18 protein-coding genes and 3 pseudogenes are annotated in these 18,816 nt (G+C 72.6%); 10 read left to right on the top strand and 11 right to left on the bottom strand.

Going from position 1 to position 18,816, the window contains the following annotated elements:
• Nucleotides 1–81 precede the first annotated feature (81 nt).
• From ACZ6BB_RS28505 to ACZ6BB_RS28495, 3 genes and pseudogenes are all read left to right on the top strand, one after another.
• Nucleotides 82–699: a hypothetical protein gene (locus tag ACZ6BB_RS28505; protein ID WP_471618000.1), complete on the top strand. Its 618-nt coding sequence runs from the start codon at nucleotides 82–84 to the stop codon at nucleotides 697–699.
• Between the two features lie 8 nt (nucleotides 700–707).
• A pseudogene (locus ACZ6BB_RS28500) lies at nucleotides 708–923 on the top strand (hypothetical protein); the annotation flags it as partial.
• Nucleotides 924–988: 65 nt separating this feature from the next.
• Nucleotides 989–1,504 (top strand): mycothiol transferase, encoded by a 516-nt coding sequence (locus ACZ6BB_RS28495; RefSeq protein ID WP_471617999.1) that lies wholly within the window; start codon nucleotides 989–991, stop codon nucleotides 1,502–1,504.
• 19 nt (nucleotides 1,505–1,523) lie between these two features.
• On the opposite strand, the gene ACZ6BB_RS28490 is transcribed toward ACZ6BB_RS28495, so the two are convergent.
• From ACZ6BB_RS28490 to ACZ6BB_RS28480, 3 genes are all read right to left on the bottom strand, one after another.
• Nucleotides 1,524–2,594 (bottom strand): adenosine deaminase, encoded by a 1,071-nt coding sequence (locus tag ACZ6BB_RS28490; RefSeq protein WP_471617998.1) that lies wholly within the window; start codon nucleotides 2,592–2,594, stop codon nucleotides 1,524–1,526.
• 105 nt (nucleotides 2,595–2,699) lie between these two features.
• A complete protein-coding gene (locus tag ACZ6BB_RS28485) occupies nucleotides 2,700–3,098 on the bottom strand; it encodes a VOC family protein (RefSeq protein ID WP_471617997.1) in 399 nt (132 codons plus the stop codon).
• 240 nt (nucleotides 3,099–3,338) lie between these two features.
• Nucleotides 3,339–4,562: a hypothetical protein gene (locus tag ACZ6BB_RS28480; RefSeq protein WP_471617996.1), complete on the bottom strand. Its 1,224-nt coding sequence runs from the start codon at nucleotides 4,560–4,562 to the stop codon at nucleotides 3,339–3,341.
• Nucleotides 4,563–5,076: 514 nt separating this feature from the next.
• On the opposite strand from ACZ6BB_RS28480, the gene ACZ6BB_RS28475 reads away from it, so the two are divergent.
• Complete coding sequence (locus ACZ6BB_RS28475; RefSeq protein WP_471617995.1) at nucleotides 5,077–5,583, top strand: allene oxide cyclase barrel-like domain-containing protein; 507 nt, start codon at nucleotides 5,077–5,079, stop codon at nucleotides 5,581–5,583.
• Nucleotides 5,584–5,685: 102 nt separating this feature from the next.
• Here ACZ6BB_RS28475 and ACZ6BB_RS28470 read toward each other — a convergent pair whose 3' ends face one another.
• Nucleotides 5,686–6,573 carry a glycoside hydrolase family 19 protein gene (locus ACZ6BB_RS28470; RefSeq protein WP_471617994.1) on the bottom strand — a complete coding sequence of 296 codons (888 nt, stop codon included), beginning with the start codon at nucleotides 6,571–6,573 and terminating at the stop codon, nucleotides 5,686–5,688.
• Nucleotides 6,574–6,941: 368 nt separating this feature from the next.
• The gene (locus tag ACZ6BB_RS28465; RefSeq protein ID WP_471617993.1) at nucleotides 6,942–7,337 is read right to left on the bottom strand and encodes a MarR family transcriptional regulator; all 396 of its coding nucleotides are present in this window, start codon (nucleotides 7,335–7,337) and stop codon (nucleotides 6,942–6,944) included.
• Between the two features lie 153 nt (nucleotides 7,338–7,490).
• Between ACZ6BB_RS28465 and ACZ6BB_RS28460 the strand changes: the two genes are divergently transcribed.
• A complete protein-coding gene (locus ACZ6BB_RS28460; RefSeq protein WP_471617992.1) occupies nucleotides 7,491–8,534 on the top strand; it encodes an acyl-CoA dehydrogenase family protein in 1,044 nt (347 codons plus the stop codon).
• A gap of 56 nt (nucleotides 8,535–8,590) precedes the next feature.
• The gene (locus ACZ6BB_RS28455; RefSeq protein WP_471617991.1) at nucleotides 8,591–9,091 is read left to right on the top strand and encodes a GNAT family N-acetyltransferase; all 501 of its coding nucleotides are present in this window, start codon (nucleotides 8,591–8,593) and stop codon (nucleotides 9,089–9,091) included.
• Nucleotides 9,092–9,101: 10 nt separating this feature from the next.
• Here the strand turns inward: ACZ6BB_RS28455 and ACZ6BB_RS28450 are convergent, their stop codons facing one another.
• From ACZ6BB_RS28450 to ACZ6BB_RS28435, 4 genes and pseudogenes are all read right to left on the bottom strand, one after another.
• On the bottom strand, nucleotides 9,102–10,253 hold the full coding sequence (locus tag ACZ6BB_RS28450; RefSeq protein WP_471617990.1) for an LLM class flavin-dependent oxidoreductase: 1,152 nt from the start codon (nucleotides 10,251–10,253) through the stop codon (nucleotides 9,102–9,104).
• A gap of 80 nt (nucleotides 10,254–10,333) precedes the next feature.
• Entirely contained in the window at nucleotides 10,334–10,888 is a 555-nt protein-coding gene (ssuE, locus tag ACZ6BB_RS28445) for an NADPH-dependent FMN reductase (RefSeq protein ID WP_471617989.1), read from the bottom strand.
• Between the two features lie 416 nt (nucleotides 10,889–11,304).
• On the bottom strand, nucleotides 11,305–11,382 hold the full coding sequence (locus ACZ6BB_RS28440; protein ID WP_352234107.1) for a putative leader peptide: 78 nt from the start codon (nucleotides 11,380–11,382) through the stop codon (nucleotides 11,305–11,307).
• Between the two features lie 316 nt (nucleotides 11,383–11,698).
• Nucleotides 11,699–11,956 (bottom strand): annotated as a pseudogene (locus tag ACZ6BB_RS28435) (MMPL family transporter); the annotation flags it as partial.
• A 112-nt stretch (nucleotides 11,957–12,068) separates the two neighbouring features.
• Here ACZ6BB_RS28435 and ACZ6BB_RS28430 point away from each other — a divergent pair.
• A complete protein-coding gene (locus ACZ6BB_RS28430) occupies nucleotides 12,069–13,598 on the top strand; it encodes an SDR family oxidoreductase (RefSeq protein ID WP_471617988.1) in 1,530 nt (509 codons plus the stop codon).
• 146 nt (nucleotides 13,599–13,744) lie between these two features.
• On the top strand, nucleotides 13,745–15,106 hold the full coding sequence (locus tag ACZ6BB_RS28425; protein WP_471617987.1) for a cryptochrome/photolyase family protein: 1,362 nt from the start codon (nucleotides 13,745–13,747) through the stop codon (nucleotides 15,104–15,106).
• Here the strand turns inward: ACZ6BB_RS28425 and ACZ6BB_RS28420 are convergent.
• Nucleotides 15,040–16,122 (bottom strand): MerR family transcriptional regulator, encoded by a 1,083-nt coding sequence (locus tag ACZ6BB_RS28420; RefSeq protein ID WP_471617986.1) that lies wholly within the window; start codon nucleotides 16,120–16,122, stop codon nucleotides 15,040–15,042. The genes ACZ6BB_RS28425 and ACZ6BB_RS28420 overlap by 67 nt on opposite strands.
• 412 nt (nucleotides 16,123–16,534) lie before the next feature.
• Here ACZ6BB_RS28420 and ACZ6BB_RS28415 point away from each other — a divergent pair, with 412 nt between their 5' ends.
• The gene (locus ACZ6BB_RS28415; RefSeq protein ID WP_471617985.1) at nucleotides 16,535–16,990 is read left to right on the top strand and encodes an SPW repeat protein; all 456 of its coding nucleotides are present in this window, start codon (nucleotides 16,535–16,537) and stop codon (nucleotides 16,988–16,990) included.
• 510 nt (nucleotides 16,991–17,500) lie between these two features.
• Here ACZ6BB_RS28415 and ACZ6BB_RS28410 read toward each other — a convergent pair.
• On the bottom strand, nucleotides 17,501–18,295 hold the full coding sequence (locus ACZ6BB_RS28410) for a GNAT family N-acetyltransferase (RefSeq protein WP_471617984.1): 795 nt from the start codon (nucleotides 18,293–18,295) through the stop codon (nucleotides 17,501–17,503).
• 242 nt (nucleotides 18,296–18,537) lie between these two features.
• Between ACZ6BB_RS28410 and ACZ6BB_RS28405 the strand changes: the two are divergent.
• Nucleotides 18,538–18,784: pseudogene (locus tag ACZ6BB_RS28405) on the top strand (nucleoside deaminase); the annotation flags it as partial.
• Nucleotides 18,785–18,816: the final 32 nt, after the last annotated feature.

Raw genomic sequence — 18,816 nt, 5'->3', positions numbered from 1 at the left:
ACCGACCATCCGGCCGACGGCGCGACGGCATCACACACTCATCCACGTACCTGTCGAGGTACTCGTTCACGGGGGACACCCATGCCCAAGCCCACCCGAGCGCACATGCTCACCGCACTCGTCGTCGCGGGTCTCACCGCGGGCTCCGCACTCGCCGCCGGCGCCGCACCGGCGGCCGCGGCGAAGGCGAGCGCACCGAAGTACCTGTCGGCGTCCCAGCTCCCACCGCACCCCTCGTCCACCTGGACGGCGGGCCGGATCGAGGACGGCGTCCCCGAGGAGTTGCAGTACTGCCTGGGCGACGCGTTCCTGGCGTACGACGTCAACCACCGCTCCTTCCGGACGGACCTGGAGACCAGCGCCAGGCAGGTCGTCGTCGTCACCGGCAGCGACAGCAAGGCCCAAGCTCTCGCCACGCGGCTGAACAAGGACTTCCGGGACTGCGTGAGCGAGTCCTCCGACCCGGACGTCGAGGTCGAGTACCGGGACCTCGGCACACTGCCCGTCGAGGAGGGCGCCCGTGTCCACGGTGTCGCCGGCGTCACGTCCTGGGGAGCCATGGACATCCGGCTCCTGTCGGTGGGCCGGGACGGCCGGACCGTCACCGTCGTGGACTGGGGCCAGATGGGCGGCTTCAAGGACGCGCCGGTCAAGGCCTTCAAGAAGACGACCACCACCGCCGTCGACAAGCTCTACTGACCACTGACCAGGAACTCAGGGCCTGGGAGAAGAAGGACCACGCCGACGGCGTTCTGCGCGCCCAGAACGTCCCCGTCCGGTGGAAGGTCACCGACAACGGCACCGCGAACCACACCGAGGCCGGGATCACCTGGGGTGGCGGAAAGACGACCAGGCTGGTCGTCGACATGGCCCGTGACCTCAAGATCTTCCACATCGGCACCAAGGGTGCGGCCGGCAGCTGACCGCGCCGTGGAAGGGCGCGGGCGAGGGCGGTGCGGGTCCGGCCCGGATGCCCGATGGTGGACGTATGGATGTGAAGGACGTTCTCATCGACGCGTTCGGCCGGATCAAGGAGGAGGTCCACGCCGCCGTGGAGGGGCTCGCCCCGGCGGACCTCCACGCCCGGCCCGCCCCCGGCGCCAACTCCGTCGCCTGGCTGGTGTGGCACCTCACCCGGATCCAGGACGACCATGTGGCCGACGCCGCCGGACTCGAACAGGTCTGGCTGTCCCAGGGCTGGGAGAAGCGTTTCGGGCTGGCCCTGCCGGCCCGGGACACGGGATACGGGCACAGCCCGACGCAGGTGGAGCGGGTTCGGGTCGACTCGGGTGACCTGCTCACCGGATACTTCGACGCCGTCCACGAACAGACGGGGGCGTTCGTGCGCGGCGTCGATGCCGACGGCCTCGACCGGGTCGTGGACGAGCGGTGGACCCCGGCCGTCACCCTCGGCGTACGCCTGGTCAGCGTCCTGGCCGACGACCTTCAGCATGTCGGCCAGGCGGCGTACGTAAGAGGGCTGGTGCTGCGCGAGGGCCGCTAGGACACCGCCGGGACGACCGCTAGGAGGCGGAGGCGTAGCCCGGCAGGACGACGCTGTCGATGAGGGCGTTGCGCTCGTCGAACGGGATGAAGGCGCTCTTGAGGGCGTTGACGGTGACCGTGCGCAGGTCGTCGAGGGTCCAGCCGGCGTCCTCGACGAGCAGGGTCATCTCCCGGGTCATGGTGGTGCCCGAGACCAGCCGGTTGTCGGTGTTGAGGGTGACGCGGAAGCCGAGGTCCTTCAGCTCCGTGATCGGGTGCTCGGCGATCGAGGTGGCGCAGCCGGTCTGGAGGTTGGAGGTGGGGCACATCTCCAGGGCGACCCGGCGGTCGCGGACCCAGGAGGCGAGGCGGCCGAGCTTGCCGTCGACGATGTCCTCGGTGATCCGGACGCCGTGGCCGATGCGCTGGGCGCCGCAGACCTGGAGGGCCTGGTGGATGCTGGGCAGCCCGTGGGCCTCCCCGGCGTGGATGGTGAAGGGGACGCTCTCGCGGCGCAGGTGCTCGAAGGCGGCCAGGTGGTCGGCGGGCGGGAAGCCGTCCTCGGCGCCCGCGATGTCGAAGCCGACGACGCCGGCGTCCCGGAAGACCACCGCCAGTTCGGCGGCTTCGCGGACCCGGTCGAACATGCGCATCCCGCACAGGATCGTGCCGACGCGGACCGGCGTGCCCTGGGCAGCGGCCTTGGCCATACCGGCGGCCAGGCCCTCCTGGACGGTCTCGACGACCTCGCTCATGGTGAGCCCGCCCGCCGTGTTCAGCTCGGGGGCGTAGCGCACCTCGCCGTAGACGACACCGTCGGCGGCCAGGTCGAGCACGTACTCCTCGGCGGTGCGCAGCAGTCCCTCACGGGTCTGCAGCACCGCGAGGGTGTGCTCGAAGGTGGCTATGTAGCGCACCAGGTCACCGGAGTTGGCGGCCTCGTAGAACCAGGCGGCGAGCGCCTCCGGGTCGGTCTCCGGCAGGGTGTGGCCGACCTCGGCCGCGAGCTCCACGAGTGTGGCGGGGCGCAGGCCGCCGTCGAGGTGGTCGTGCAGGACGGCCTTGGGGAGGCGGCGGATGGTGTCGGCGTCGATGCGGGGCTCGGTCATGGCGTTCGTTCCTCGGGCAGGTGGTGCGGTGGCGGGTCGGGGCGGGTGACCGAGGTGCTCGGTCGGCGAGGGGGGACGGCCCGGATGACGGCCCGGGCGGCCCGGTCAGTCGGTGGCGGGCTGGAGGAGGTCCCAGCGGTTGCCGTACAGGTCCTCGAAGACGGCGACCGAGCCGTAGGGCTCGTGGCGCGGTTCCTCCAGGAACGTGACGCCCGCCGCCCGCATCCGGGCGTGGTCGCGGGCGAAGTCGTCGGTGTGCAGGAAGAAGCCCACGCGTCCGCCGGTCTGGTCGCCGATCCGGGAACGCTGGGCCTCGTTCGCGGCCTTCGCGAGCAGGAGTCCGCCGCTCTGCCCGTCGCCGCCCGGTTCGACGACGACCCAGCGGCTGCCGCCGGGCCTCGGCTCGTCCTCGGCGAGCCGGAACCCGAGCGCCTCCGTGTAGAAGCGGATCGCCTCGTCGTAGTCGTCGACCACGAGGGTGACCAGGGCGATGCGTCGTCTCATCGGGGCCTTTCGAGTGGGGCGCGGACCGCGTGGAGATCGCGCGGGATCGTGCGTCGGCGGTCCGTGGGCCGCTCGGGGTTCCCGGGAGGTTATACGTAACACGCACCGGACGGCAAATGGCATTTCGCCCTTGTCGCGTGAGGGGTGTCACGTGGTTCCGTCGAGCGGGGTCCCTGCGGTACGACCGAGGCCCCCTGTCGCGCAGGGGGCCTCGGGACACGGGAGGGCCGGAGCCCGTGATCACTCGCCCGGCGACGCCTTGCGCAGGGCGGCGATGCAGGTGTTCAGGGCCTGCTGGAGGTCCTCCAGGCGCTGGAGCATGTCGTCCTCGTAGATGGCGTCGAGGTCGACGGCGTCGTCGAGGGTCAGCTCCTCGAAGACCTTCGTCGCCTTCTGGAGGCTGCTGTAGAACTTCGTCCGGCGCTCCTGGACCCGCAGCTCGGGGTCCGCCTCGACGGTCTGCACGACGAGTTCCTTGACGGTGTCGTACGCCTCCGACGCCCACTCGCCGGTGTCCTCGTCGTCGTCCAGCTCGTCGATGAGGGACAGATGCCGCTCGGCCTCGGCGCGCAACTCGGCGGTGGCGTCGATCACCTGGCCGGCCGGGGTCTTGACCTGGCCGTTCTCCACGATCTGCCGGACGTACCCGATACGGGTGGCCGCCTGCGTCTCGTTCGCGACGGCCTTCTTCAGTTCGTCGGTGCGGGCGATGTCGCGGGCCAGTTCCGTCTGGAGGGAGGGGTCCTCCTTCAGACGGTCGAGGAGCGCGGTGCGGGCCGCCTGCGCGGTGGACGGATCGGCGAGGATCGCGGCGCGCAGAGCGGTGGGGTTCTCGGCGACCTCCAGGGCCTTGGTCGGGCGGATGCCCTCGGCCTCGGCCGCCGCCGTGATGGCGGTGCCCCGGTCGGAGGAGGCGCTGGACCGGGAGCTGTAGTACGTCAGCCACACGTCGGAGTCCGGGAGGTCGATCTCCTCGCCGGGGGCCAGCGCCTCGAAGTGCGGGACCATGCCGTCGTCGGCCGCCCTGTCCCACGCCTTGTAGTAGCGCATGACCCGCTCCGGCGAGCATCCGGCCAGGTCGGCGAACCGCTTCGCCGACACCTTCGCCGTCTCCCCCGCCGTCTCGCCGCCGGGCCGCACGCTCCGCGCCACCTTCAGCGCGAAGGCCCAGCCGCCGGTGCGCGCGTACACCCCGAACTCCCGGGCGTCACGGGCGACCTGCTCGTCCACGGCGTCGGCGGAGGTGTCGTCGTCGGACGCCTGAGCGGCGGACGCCTGAGCCGCGGACGGCTGCGCCGGCACCCCGGGCCCGGGCACGGCCCCGGCGGCCTGCTCCCCGGCCGCGACGGGCTCGACCCAGAAGCCCTCGTCCTGCGCGGGGGCCGCCTCGGCGGCCTTCGGCGCGGCGGGCGTCCCGTCGGCGGGCGGTACGGCCGATGCGGAGTGGGCGGTGGCTACGCTCACGGGTGACTCTCCCGGGTGGTGACGAACGGCAGGGACGGAACAGGCAGCCTATATGAACCTGTTGATGCCCCTTTGCCCCGACGCCATGCCCGGTGCAGGGTGTTCGACGGCCCACTTCCGCCTGGCGATCCGGACGGCGCCGACGCCGATGCTATCGCCGGCAGATCACGTGAACGGCCGAGGTGGGACTCGCACTCACATGGTCTCCCAGAGGGCACTGCCCGCGAACGTCATGCTCCGCGACGGGGAGAGGACCACGCCGGACATCAAGGTTTCGGCCGAGCCCGGCGTCGGGGTAAGGGTCGGAGTCGACGATGAGCCGCAGGTGCCGGTCGTGTGGCTGCTGCGCCTCGCGAGAGGGCGCCGGTGCGACCGAGGACCGAAGTCGGAGCGCCTCTTGCCCCCTGCTCGTCCGATCGGTCGGACTTTCCGACGGTCACGCTGGGCGCGGCGGAGCCGAGGTTATGAATGCGACACCGGACTACCCGTGATCGTCAACCTCAGGAGCCACTTGATGCGCCCCGTCAGAGCAACCTGCCTCGGCACGGCCACTGCGCTGGTCACCCTTCTCGCCTGCGCCCCTGTCGCGGGTGCCACCGCGACGGACGCGGATTCGGCCAACCCCAGGGGAAAGAACAAGGTCATCACACTCATCGGCCGGCTCGCGCAGCAGACGCGCTTCCCCGTGAACCCCGGCGGCAGCCCCGCCCAGGGCGATCGGACCGTCTTCCGCTCGACCCTTTTCGACGAGAAGGGCAACCAGGTCGGCGAAACAGGCGGCACCTGCGACACCACCCGGGTGGACAACGGCGGAGCGGAGGTGTGTGTCGTGACCTACACGCTCGCCGGCGGCCAGCTCTCCGTGCAGGGCATGGTCTTCGGCATCCTCAACCCGGGCCCTCCCCCTTCGTTCGACAACGCGATCACCGGCGGAACCGGGGTGTACGACCGGGCTCGCGGCTCGGTCCACGCGGACACGATCGCTCCGGGCACGAGGCGTTTCACGATCGACCTCGACTGACCGCCCCTGCCCCGTCGAGTGTTCACGGCGCGGGGCCCGGCCGTGTGCGACCGGACCCCGCTGGCCGTCAGGTGCATGACATCCACGAGCGGTGCGGGGGCGTCAGCAGTAGAGGTTGCCGCCCGCCGAGGTGCCGAGGATCTGGACGAAACGCTGGTAGGCGTTCACCCTGCTCTGCACCTGCGCGGGATTCCTGCCGTCGCACTCCAGCGAGCCGTTGATGCTTCGGATCGTGTGGCCGAAGCCCGCGCTGGTGACCATCGCGTTGTGGCCGGTCATCGAGCCGGGACCCTTCTGGGTGTTCCAGTACCACAGCGCGGTCTTCCAGGCGACGGCCGAGTCGTTCTGCACCAGCCAGGGGTTGCCCAGGAGGTTCAGGCCGAGCGCGTCCCCGGCCGCCTTGTAGTTGAAGTTCCAGCTGAGCTGGATGGGACCGCGACCGTAGTAGGCCGCCTGTCCGGCCGGGCAGCCGTAGGACTGGCTCCAGTCGCAGTACGTGGGGTAGTTGGCGGTGTTCTGCTCGACGATGTGGACGAGCCCGCCCGTCTCGTGGTTGACGTTGGCGAGGAAGGCGGCGGCCTCCTGCTTCTTCACGGTGTCGCTGCCGGTGGTGGCGAAGGCCGGGAAGGCGCTCATGGCCGCCCGCAGCCCGCTGTAGGAGTAGAACGAGTTCCGGCTCGGGAACATCTGGTTGAACTGGGCCTCGCTCACCACGAACCCGGAGGGGTTGCCCGGCCCGTTCTCGCAGGCGTACGGCTCCCAGTACCAGGTGCTGATGGTGGGGTCGTACCCCGGGTTGTCGTGCTCGGCGATGTACGCCTTGCCGTCGGTGTAGCGCACGATGTTGCCGGTGACGTAGGACTTGCCGGCCACCCAGTTCGCGTAACTGGAACAGGGTGCGGCGGACGCGCTCTGGGCGGGCAGCAGCAACGGTGTGGCACCGCCGATGACCAGGGCGGTCAGTACGGCGGAGATACGGCGCCTCGACACAGGACCAACTCCTTCGTGGAGCACGGCCGCACCCGGGCGAGAGCCCGGAGAGACGGTGGGGACGGACCTCGCGCGCACGCGCCGGCGGCACCGGTCACGGCGTGGGCGCGGCCGTGGTGGGGGGTGTGGGGCACACTCAACCGCGCTGGTCTGTACCAGTCAAGGGTGTAGACCAGTCAACTCACATGACGCCTGGTCAGGTGCCGCACGACGTCCGTCGCCAGCTGGTCCCGGCCGCCCGTCGAGCCGGTGTCGTCGTCAGTCGGCGGGGCGGGGGGCCACGGCTGCCTGCGCATGGTCGACGAAGTCGTCGGCCAACCGGCCGAAGAGGTGGGCGAGTCGCCGCCGGTCCTCCGTCGGCCACTCGCTCAGCGCCGCCTCGATGCCCCGGCGACCGGCCTCCCTGACCCTTTCGAAGGCCGCGAGCCCGCCGGCGCCGGTGATCTGGACGCGCCGCGCCCGGCGGTCGTCCGGGTCGGGGTGCGCCGCACATGGCCGGCGCTCTCCAACTGCCGCATCTGCCGCGCGACATGGGAGGCCTCCACGGACAGCCGCACCGCGAGCACCCCCGGGCGCGACGGCTCGCTCTCGGCGATGTGCCGCAGGATCGCCACGGAGACGCGATCCAGGGACAGCCCGCTGTCCGACATCGGGCGCCCGTGCCGGCGGGCCCGCCCGGCCGGATACGCGATGCGGGCGAGAAGCCGCTCGATCTCGGTCACGTCCGCGAGGGTGGCCGCTGCGATGGGGCGCGGTAGCGGCATGCGGCCACCGTAACAATAACTTGCCTAAGTCAAGCAATATCGTGGCGTGCGGGGTCACCCTCTCGCGCCGACCAGGAGAGTCGGCCCGGAATGTGGTGATCCTCCGGCCCGGAAGGGGTGATCTCCGGGGCCGGAGCCGGGGAGAATCACCCCATGACCACGTCACCGCACCCCCTCGTCGTCCAGGCGCGCCGACTCGCCGCCGAGGTGCTCGCGCCTCAGGCGGAGCGCGTCGACCAGGAGGGGGTGCCCGCCGCCAGTGTCGAGGCGATCAAGCGGTCGGGGCTGCTCGGGGTGAGCGCGCCGGTGGCGTACGGCGGTTCGGGGGCTCCGAACTCCGTGGCGCGGGAGACCGCCGAGATCCTCGCCGGGGCCTGCTGCTCGACCTGGTTCGTGCAGACCCAGCACCACACGCCCGTGCTGACCCTGGTGAAAAGCGAACTGCCGGCCCGTGAACGTCTGCTGGGGAGACTGGCCACCGGTGAACTGCTGTCCGGCGTCGCGTACGCGCATCTGCGCAGATATCCGCAGGTCCCGGTCCGGGCGGTGCCGAAGCGAGGTGGCTGGCTGTTCCACGGCACGGTGCCCTGGTACACGGGGTGGGGGCTCAACGACGTGATGCTGCTGGCCGGGGTGACGGACGCGGACGAGGTGGTGTTCGCCTTCACCGAGGCCAGGGAGCAGTCCGGGCTGAAGGCGTCCGCGCCCATGAGGCTCGCGGCGCTCACGGCGGCCCGTACGGTCTCGCTCCACCTCGACGGGCTGTGGATCCCCGACGACGCGGTGGCCCTGCACGCCCCCTACGAGTCCTGGGCCGCGAGCGACCGCCCCAAGCCCACCAACGCCTCGCCGGCGGTGTTCGGGGTCGCCGAGTCCGCCCTCGCCCTGCTGGACCAGGACGATCCGAGGACCAAGGGTCTGCGACTGCGGGTGGACAAGGTGCGGCGACAGGCGTACGCCCTCGCCGACCACCCCGCGCCCCACGAGCACATGGAGGAGCGGCTCGCCCTGAAGACCAAGGCGTTCGACCTGATGCGCACGGCGACGACCGCCGCGGTCGTCGCCGGCGGCGGACGGGCCCTCGCCCTGGACAGCCGGGCGCAGCGCCTGGCCCGCGAGGCCCTGTTCCTGCTCGTCCAGGGCCAGACCGCCGAGGTGCGCCGGGCCCACCTCGGCGGTCTGGCGGACGCGTACTGAACCGGGGCGCCCGGGGCCCGTGCACGGCCCGGCCGGTGACCTGCGATGCTGGCGTCATGACTGATCAGCGCCAGGTCCGCGTCGTCCGGTGGCCGAACCGGGCGGTCTCCACCGGGGACGGTCCGGCCCCGCTGCTGACTGCCTACCACCTGCGGACGGAGGCCGAGAAGGGAGCCCCCGTCGCCGACGCGGCGGAGCTGCCGGACCGCTACCGGGCCGAGATCTGCGACCCGGGGTCCGTGTTCGCCGACGATGTCGTGCTGCTGGCCCTGGCCGAGGACACGGCGGTGGGCTGCGTGGTGGTGACCGCTCCCACCGACGGGCACGCGGAGATCAAGAGACTCTGGACGGACCCGGCGTTCCGGGGCCGGGGCGCCGCCTCCGCCCTCCTCGACGCCGCACTCACCCACGCCGCCGACCGCGGCGCGGACACCGTACGGCTGTCGGTGTGGCAGTGGCGGACCGCCGCCGTCGCCCTGTACGAGCGCCTCGGCTTCCATGTCACCGAATCGTGGGACGCGCGGGACCAACTGGTCTGCATGGAACGCGCGGTGTGACGTCCGCGGCCTATGCCGGCCGGCTCGCGAACGGCACCTGCGCCGAGGCGGCCGACGGCCGGGCGAACGGGTGCTGCCACAGACCCCGGGCGGCGAGGCGTGGGAGGACGTTCTCGCCGAACCAGTACGCCTCCTCCAGGTGGGGGTAGCCGGAGAGCACGAACTCGTCGATGCCGAGGGCGTGGTACTCGATGACCCGGTCGGTGACCTCGTCGTGGCTGCCGACCAGGGCGGTGCCCGCGCCGCCGCGCACCAGGCCGACACCGGCCCAGAGGTTGGGATGAATCTCCAGGCCGTCGCGGCGGCCGCCGTGCAGGGCGAGCATGCGCCGCTGGCCCTCCGACTCGCTGCGGGCGAGTCCGGCCTGCACGGCCCGTACGGTCTCGGCGTCGAAGCCGTCGAGCAGCCGGTTCGCCTCCGCCCACGCCTGTTCGGCGGTGTCGCGGGTGATGACGTGCAGCCTGATCCCGAAGCGGAGGGTGCGGCCCTCCTTCGCCGCCAGCCCCTTGATCCAGGCGATCTTCTCCGCCACCCTGACCGGTGGTTCGCCCCAGGTCAGATAGACGTCGGCGTGCCGGGCGGCGACCTCCCCGGCGACGGGCGAGGAACCGCCGAAGTACACCTCGGGCACGGGGTCGGGCAGCCGGGCCAGCCTCGCGTCCTCGACCCGGAGGTGCTCGCCGTCCAGATCGACGGTCCCGCCCTTCCACAACTCCCTTACGACGTGCAGGAATTCTCCGGTACGGCGATACCGGGCGTCCTTGTCGAGGAAGTCGCCGTAGGCGCGCTGCTCATGGCTCTCGCCGCCGGTGACGACATTGAGGAGGAGCCGTCCGCCGGTGTGCCGCTGGAAGGTGGAGGCCATCTGGGCGGCGAGGGTGGGCGAGACGAAGCCGGGCCGGAAGGCGACCAGGAACTTCAGGCGTTCGGTGTGCCGGCTGACCATGGCGGTGGTGAGCCAGACGTCCTCGCACCAGGCACCGGTGGGGGTGAGCGCGCCGACGAAGCCCAGGTCCTCGGCGGCGCGGGCGATCTGGCCCAGATAGGCCACCGTCGGCGGCCGGTCCCGGCCGGACGTGGTGGCGGGGGTGCCGTGACCGCCGCCGACGACGTGACGGCTGTCGCCGTTGGTGGGGAGGAACCAGTGGAAGGTGAGGGACACGCGGGGTCTCCGATCAGGGATGTGCCGGGCGACAGGTTCTCGGGATCGCCCGCCGGCTCGGTCCGGCGCCGAAGCCCGGGTCAGCTCGCGGCGGCGAGGACCGGCGTGGGGCCGAGGGCGGTGAGGAACTGGTCGACGACCTGGTCGAGGGCCTCCGCCGTGGCCGGGGCGACCGTGACCCTGCCGTCCTCCCCGACGGCGATGTCCTTGTCGAGGGTGAACCAGCCGGGAACGATGTGCCGGGCGCCCATGGAGCTGAGGACCGGCCGCAGCGCGTAGTCGATGGCGAGGACGTGGGCGGTGGTGCCGCCGGTGGCCAGGGGAAGCACGGTCTTGCCGGTGAGGGCGTACTGCGGGAGCAGGTCGAGCAGGGCTTTGAGGACTCCGGAGTAGGCGGCCTTGTAGACGGGGGTGGCGATGACGATCCCGTCGGCCCGTTCGAAGAGTTCGGCGGCCTCGACGATGGCCGGATGCCTGAAGTCCGCTCCGAGCAGGGCCTCGGCCGGGATCGTGCGGATGTCGAGCGGGACGACCTCGTGGCCCTGGGCGACCAGACGCGTGTCGAGGTGGCGCACGAGCTTCGCCGTACGGGAGGAGACGGAGGGGCTGCCGGAGACGGACAGGACGGTGGCCATGGGCCCTCTTTCTGGGAGCCGGCGGTGCTCGATCGGACGGGCACCCCGGTAGGGAGTGGCTGGAAGTACGGGGTGTGTACGCGCAGTCGGCCTTCACACGGGCGCCCGGCCCGAGCTTTGCCGGACCCGGCCGGGCATGGCGAAGCCGTGCTCCGCCCGGTGCCTGCCGCGGAATTGCGCGACACTTTCGCGGAACTTCACGGGACCGCAAAGGACTTCGCGTGAATGCTCTCGGGTACGCCGAATCGGGTAGCGAATTGGGCACGCTGAATCGGGCACGCCCAATTCGAGGTCGGGGTTCGGGACGCGGAGTCGGGATGCGCGGGCGCTCGTGGCGAGCACGTTCACCTCGACGAGTGCGCTGCCGTGGTGAATCGGGGCGGAAAGGAAACGCGCGGCGGATCGGAGAGAGGTGATCAGGCCGCGGAGCGACAGGAGGCGCTGGAGACGCGTGCGAGGTCGACATGGCGTCGCCGCGTGAGGTCCAGTCGCATGTTCATGCCGTCGATCGTGACAGCCGTCGACGACGACCGTCAAGAAGAAGCGGATCGGGTCTCGTATGGCGGACCGTCGCATTTCACGCCGGGCGGCCGGGCCCCCTTGCGCGGGTGGGGAATTCGGCGCGTGTTCCGCAGGCGTACGACCGGAATGGACCGGGGCACGACGACCGATGACGCCACGACGACCGACGACGCGGTGCCCGGGGCGCTCCCCCCGGGGCACCGCATGCTCACAGGCCATCAGTCATCGGGGATCAGTCACCGGGATCAGTCACCGGCCATCGGGCATCAGTCGTCGGTCTCGGTCACCGACCGCCGTGAGCCCCCTCCCGTCCTCGTCGGAACGTACGCTCCCCGGCCACCAGACGCGCTCTGCGAGGTCCCGGACCAGTGCCGGCAGGGCGAACACCGCGTACAGGATGATCACCAGAGGGAGCAGCACGCTGCGGTAGACGAGGAGCAGGATCACCAGCACGGTGAGGAGCGCGACGGCGAGCAGCAGGCCGTCGATCCCGGCGAAGGCGTCGGAGAGGTCCGCCTGGCTCGCGGCGGGGCCCGCCAGCTGGACCCGTCGTACCGATCACTCGATCGCGCGGCCGTGGCCCTCCGGCGCATCCGCGACCGCTCTCGCGGTGGAAGGGATGGCGAGGGGGACGCCGACGCGAGGAACCGAGGAACCCATGACGGGAGACGCACGCGACAGCGAACCGCTCTGCCTGGTGACCGGCGCGACCGGGTACATCGGCGGGCGGCTCGTCCCGGAGCTGCTGGAGGCGGGCCTGCGGGTGCGCTGTCTGGCCCGCTCGCCGGATCGGCTGCGCGACCATCCGTGGGCCGGCGCCGTCGAGGTGGTCCGCGGCGACGTCACCGACGCGGAGTCCGTGGCGCGGGCGATGCGGGGCGTCGACATCGGCTACTACCTGGTGCACGCCCTGGGGACCGGCACGGGCTTCGAGGAGACGGACCGGCGGTCGGCGCGGATCTTCGGGGAGCGCGCCCGGGCCGCCGGGGTGCGCCGGCTCGTGTACCTGGGCGGGCTCACACCGTACGGCGTGCCGGAGCGGGAACTGTCGCCGCATCTGCGCTCGCGCGCCGAGGTCGGCCGGATCCTGCTGGATTCCGGGGTACCCACGGCGGTGCTGCGGGCGGCGGTCGTCATCGGCTCGGGGTCGGCCTCCTTCGAGATGCTGCGCTACCTCACCGAGCGGCTGCCGGTGATGGTCACCCCCAGCTGGGTGCGCACCCGCATCCAGCCCGTCGCCGTCCGGGACGTGCTGCGGGCGCTCGTGGGCTCGGCCAGGCTGCCGGACGACGTCAGCCGGACCTTCGACATCGGCGGGCCGGACGTGCTGACGTACCGCGAGATGATGCGGCGCTACGCCGTCGTCGCCGGGCTGCCGCACCGGCTCATCCTGTCGGTGCCGGTGCTCTCGCCGGGACTGTCCAGCCACTGGGTCGGGCTGGTGACGCCGGTACCGGCCTCGATCGCCCGGCCGCTCACCGAGTCGCTGCGGCACGAGGTGGTCTGCCGCGAACACGACATCGCGCGGTACGTGCCGGACCCGCCCGGTCACCCGATCGGCTTCGACGAGGCCGTACGACTGGCCCTGCGGAAGGTACGCGAGGCCAAGGTCGCCACCCGCTGGTCGTCGGCCTCGCTGCCCGGCACGCCCAGCGACCCGCTGCCCACCGACCCCGACTGGGCCGGCGGCAGCCTCTACACCGACCACCGCGAGCTGTGCGTGGACGCCCCGCGCGCGTCCCTGTGGCGGGTCATCGAGGGCATCGGCGGCGACAACGGCTGGTACTCCTTCCCCCTCGCCTGGGCCGTACGCGGCTGGCTGGACCGGCTCGCCGGCGGGGTGGGCCTGCGCCGGGGCCGCCGGGACGCCGCGCGCCTGCGGGTGGGCGACTCGCTGGACTTCTGGCGGGTCGAGGAGATCGAGCCGGGGCGGCTGCTGCGGCTGCGGGCGGAGATGCGGCTGCCGGGCCTGGCGTGGCTGGGGATGCACGCGGACACCGACGGCACGGGACGCACCCTGTTCCGTCAGCGGGCCCTGTTCCACCCGCACGGCCTGCTCGGTCACGCCTACTGGTGGAGCGTGGCCCCCTTCCACTCCATGGTGTTCGGCGGCATGGCCCGCAACATCGCGCGGGCGGCGGTGGCGGACGCGACGGCCCGGGCGCGGGAGGGGGCGCCCCTGCCCTGACGTGCGCCCCGCGTTCGCGCTCGCGTCCGGTCTGTTGCGGGCGCCCTCCGGCCCTGTGCCCCCGCCGCGCCGCCGGCCCGTGCATCCGCCGGGTGCCTCCGGCCGGAAGCAGCCGACGCCCCTCCCTCTTCTCCCCGGAGCCCGACATGAACGTCTCGGTCGTCCTGTTCACCTGCGATCTGCGGCTGCACGACCATCCGCCGCTGCGCGCCGCGCTCGACGGATCGCGGCAGGTGGTCCCGTTGTTCGTGCGCGACCGGGCCGTGACCGGCGCCGGGTTCGCGGCGCCCAACCGCCTGGCGTTCCTCGCGGACTGTCTGCGCGACCTGGACACCGGGCTGCGGGAGCGGGGCGGCCGGCTCGTGGTCCGCTCCGGGGACGTGGTGGAGGAGGTGTGCAAGGTGGCCGCCGAGGCGGACGCCGACGAGGTGCACCTCGCGGCCGACGTCAGCGCGTACGCCCAGCGTCGCGAGGAGCGGCTGCGGCGCGCGCTGGAGGCCGAGGGCGTGCGCCTGCACGTCCACGCCACGGTGACGTCCGCCGTGGACCCCGGCGCGGTGCTGCCGGCGTCCTCGGACCACTTCGCGGTCTTCACGCCGTACTTCGGCCACTGGTCGCGGCAGCGGCTGCGGGAGGCATCGGCCGCCCCACGGACCGTGCGCGTGCCGGACGGCGTCGGCTCGGAGGAACTCCCCTCCCGCGCCGGGCTGTCCGGCGTCTCCCCCGGTCTGGCGGCGGGCGGCGAGACGGAGGGCCGCAGCCGCTTCTCGGCCTGGCTGCGCTCGGGCATCGAGGCGTACGAGGACCGGCACGACGACCTGGCGGGCGACGCGACCTCCCGGCTCTCGCCCCATCTGCACTTCGGCACCCTCTCCCCCGTCGAACTCGTGCACCGGTCCCGCCGGGCGGGCGGTCCGGGAGCCGAGGCGTTCGTCCGGCAGCTGGCCTGGCGGGACTTCAACCGCCAGGTGCTGGCCGCGCGTCCGGCGGCGGCGAAGGCGGACTACCGCGCCAAGCACGACCGTTGGCGTACCGCGCCGGACGAGGTCGAGGCGTGGCGGGCGGGCCGCACCGGCTATCCGGTGGTGGACGCGGCCATGCGCCAGCTCCGCCACGAGGGCTGGATGCACAACCGGGGCCGGCTGCTGACGGCGAGCTTCCTCGCCAAGACGCTGTACATCGACTGGCGCGTCGGCGCCCGGCACTTCCTGGACCTGCTGGTCGACGGGGACGTGGCCAACAACCAGCTCAACTGGCAGTGGATGGCCGGTACCGGCACCGACACCCGCCCCAACCGGATCCTCAACCCGGTCACCCAGGCCAAGCGGTACGACCCGGACGGGGCGTACGTACGGCGCTGGGTGCCCGAGCTGGCGGACCTCGCGGCGCCCGCGGTGCACGAACCCTGGAAGCTGCGGGGGCTGGACCGTGCCGCGCTCGACTATCCGGAGCCGGTCGTCGAGCTGGCGGAGGGGCGGGAGCGGTTCCTGCGCGGGCGCAGTTCCTGATCCGGCCGGGCCGCCCGCCCGTACAGTCCGGTCAGCGCCTCCAGCGCCTCCGCCAGTGAGGACGGCCGGACCGTACCCGGCGCGGGGCGCCCGTGCCAGCCGGGGCCGCCGAGCACGACGAGCGACTGCCGGCGGGCGCCCTTCACACCCCAGCGCATGGCGGCGACGTGGCCGGCCAGCGGCGGACTCGCCGTGGAGCGGGCCTGGGCCCACAGGACCACGGCCACCGGGCCGAGCCGCTCGACCGCCGCGGTGAGCGCCTCGGCGGGGACGGCCGCGCCGAACATCCTGGCGGGCAGGCCGAGTTCACCGAGCGCCGCGCCGAGCGCCTCCAGCGGCAGGCTGTGCTGTTCGCCGGGCACGCAGGCCAGGACGACCGGGCCGGGAGCGGTGGCGTCGTGGCGGGGCACGGGTGCCCGGGTGTGGCGACGCAGGGCGGTGGAGACGTGCCAGGACAGCAGGTGCTCCACCTCGACGTAACGGTCACCGGACGACGCCCACTTGCGGCCCACCGCGTGCAGGGTCGGCACCATCACGTCCTGCCAGGCCACCGTCAGCCCGTGCCGCTCGACGGCCCCGGCCAGCAGCTCCTCCACGGCCGGAGCGTCGAGACGTACGGCGGCGCGGGCCAGGCCCCGGCACTCCTCGCGGGTGCCTCCCGGGGACGACGGCCGACCGGGCCCGGGCGGCCGCACGGGGCGGTCGTCGTCGGGCAGCCGCGCTCCCCCGGTCTCCTCCTCCGCCTCGCTCCCCGCCGGGGTGCCGGTCCCCGCGCGCGCCACACGTGCCGCCTCGCCCGGGGGCAGTCCGGCGGACGTCAGCCGGCACATCTCCTCCAGCACCGCCACGTCCCGCGGGCTCCAGCGCCGGTGCCGGCCGTCGCCGCGGACCGCGGGCCCGATGCCGTAGCGGCGGTCCCAGGACCGCAGCGTCGTGGGCGACACGCCCAGCCGGCGGGCCAGCGCACCGCTGGTCAGTCCCGGATCGGCGGGGCTCTCCTCCCCGTACGCAGCCATGCGGCGAGCATACGATGCAGAAGCGATGCGATGTGCCCCGGCGGGGGCTGCGGCGACTGCAGAGCCGCCTGGGCGGGTCCGGCGGCGACAGAGGCACGCGCACCGCATGGATATTCGACGCACAAGCGTTTCATGTGATCCGAGAGCGATCCGCGCATCCGTGCACCGGCGGGTCACGGAAGCAGCAGGCGCGGGGCCGACGACCGGGGCGCTTCCGGTCGAGGGCGCGGCCCCCGCCAGGACCCGCCTCCGAGCAGCGGTCGGCGCCCTTCGGGGGCGGGTTCGCCCACCATTCCCTCTATTCCGATGACTACACATAAGGGAAAAATAAGAGCAGAATGAACGTACGCGGCGCTCACCGCATACCCCGCCGGACGCGGTCAGGCCTGCGGAGTTCAAAGGAGTTCGAGTCATGGCCAACGTCTCACACAGGAGTGACATCACCAGCCACCCCGACGCACCCGAAATGCAGGCCCGGTTCGCCCGCATGCTGGGTGGTCGCGATGTGGCACTCGTGGACGGACCGGTGTTCCTCCTCGGTCTGTACTGCGCCGTGTCCCCGTGGATACTCCACTACACGACGAGCCAGCCGGCGCTCGCGTCCCACAACCTCGTCGTGGGCATCGCCATCGGTCTGCTGGCCCTCGGTTTCACGGCCGCACCGGACAGGATGTACGGGCTGAGCTGGGCCATGTGCGCGCTGGGCGTGTGGATGATCGTCGCGGCGTGGATCGTCGGCGACAGCCCGGATGCGGGGGTCGTGGTCAACAACATCGTCATCGGCTGCCTGGCGCTGCTGCTGGGGCTGATGTGCGCCGGCGCGGCGGCGAGGGGCACTCCGCGTGCGGGCCGCACGCCACAGGTGTAGAACAGGACGCCCGCGAGGGGTAACGGCGGCCGGCTCGCATCCGCGGGCCGGCCGTCGCCTTCCGGACCGGCCCGCGGATGCGACGTAGTTCCCTGGCCCTTCTCCCGCTGCGGCCCCCAGGCTGTCGCCGTGAGCAGAACCTTCAGCGCATGGGTGACCTCGGGCGCGGGCTTCCTCGGTGTCACCGGCCCCTTCCGTCGACGTTCCGTGGTGGGCCGAGATCGAACCCGTCGTGGAGCGGCCGGAGCACACACTCGGGGTTCCCGTGTTCGTGCTGCGGCTGCTCGACGCGGAGGGCGGCGAGAGCGGGTGCGACGGGCACGTGACGTACCACGTGGAGGCGACGGAACGGCCCCGCGCCGGGATGCTGCGGCAACACCACGTGGACCATGGCCTGTTGTGGACGGACGAAGCCCTGCGTCCGCCGTGGGCACGGTCGCACGATCGGCCCCGGCCACTTCACGCGCAGCCTCCACCTGACGCGAGTGCCGCCGGTCCCCTCCCGGACGGTCAGGCGGACTTTGCGCTCCCCACGGTGTACTCGTACGGCGTGGTCGTCGTGAGTGGCTCGAAGCCCATGCGGGCCAGGATCGGGCGGCTGGTGGCGAGCGCGTCGACCTGCACGTAGCGGTAGCCGCGGTCGGCGGCGACGCGGGCGCGATGGGCGACCAGGGCGCGGTAGACGCCCCGGCCCCGCCAGCCCTCGACCGTGCCGCCGCCCCACAGCCCGGCGAAGCGCGTGCCGGGGACCAGTTCCATCCGCGCGGCGCTCACGGGTTCGTCCCCGACGAGGGCCACGACGGCCACGACGGACTCGGGGTCCCCGGTGAGCTGGGACAGCAGCTGGTGGCGCATCCGGGTGCTGTCCGTACCGAAGGCCCTCTCGTGGACGTCGGCCACCATGTCCACGCCCGTGCGGTCGGTGACCGGGAGCAGCCGTACACCCTCGGGCGGCTCGATGTCGAGGCTCAGGTCGGCGACCTCCGCGATCATCAGCGTCTCCTCCGGAGCGGCCGTGAACCCGGCGTCGCGCAGGCGTCGCCCCAGGTCGACGGGGAGATCGTGGCCGTACAGCTTCCACTCGAAGTCGCGGCCGAGGCCGGAGAAGTACCGGATCTGCTCGGTGATCGCCGCGTCGGCGCGCGCCTCGTCCAGGTCGGACCAGACGACGCCGCTCCAGCCGTTCTCGAAACCGACCTGGCGCACCACCCCGCCGACGCGCTCGATCCGGGCTCCGGGCCCGTCGGGACGAGCGCCCTCCCGCATGTCACGGTCGAACAGTGCCAGCACAGCAGCGTGATCCATACCGCTCACTCCATCATCAGTCGTTCGCCCTGGCAACGGAATTCGCCCGCTTCTCCGCATCGGGAACGACACGGACCCCTGCCCGCGCCACCTGCCGCGCCACCCGGCAGGGCCGTCCGGGTGTCGCTCGCGCGAGCGACCCTGACGCAGGCTTACGACGTAGGGCGCACGTCGCGACAGGTGAACCGAACGGTTCGAGGAAGGCGTGGGCGACGACGGGTGGACGAATCCGAGAGGGTGCACTGTGCACGGCCGCCCACGCCTGGGTGGGCCCTCGGCCGCATCGTGTACGTCGCCTCGTCCGAGCAACTCTCCCTCTGGCTGGGCGAGTTGGGGGTACCCTCGACGTCGGCGGGGACGCTGCCGGTGCGGGAGATCGCGCCGGGGGTGACGGTCGAGGGGCCGGTGCCCGAGCCGGCCGGCCAGGCGCGGGCCCCGCACCGCCGGTTCCACGCCGGAACCGGGAGCGCCGTCACCGACGAGGACTGAGTCGGGCGGGACGGGGCAGGCGGTCCGGGTTC

This window comes from Streptomyces sp. NPDC041108 (assembly GCF_055592645.1).
This window is presented reverse-complemented; position numbering and strand designations above follow the sequence as displayed.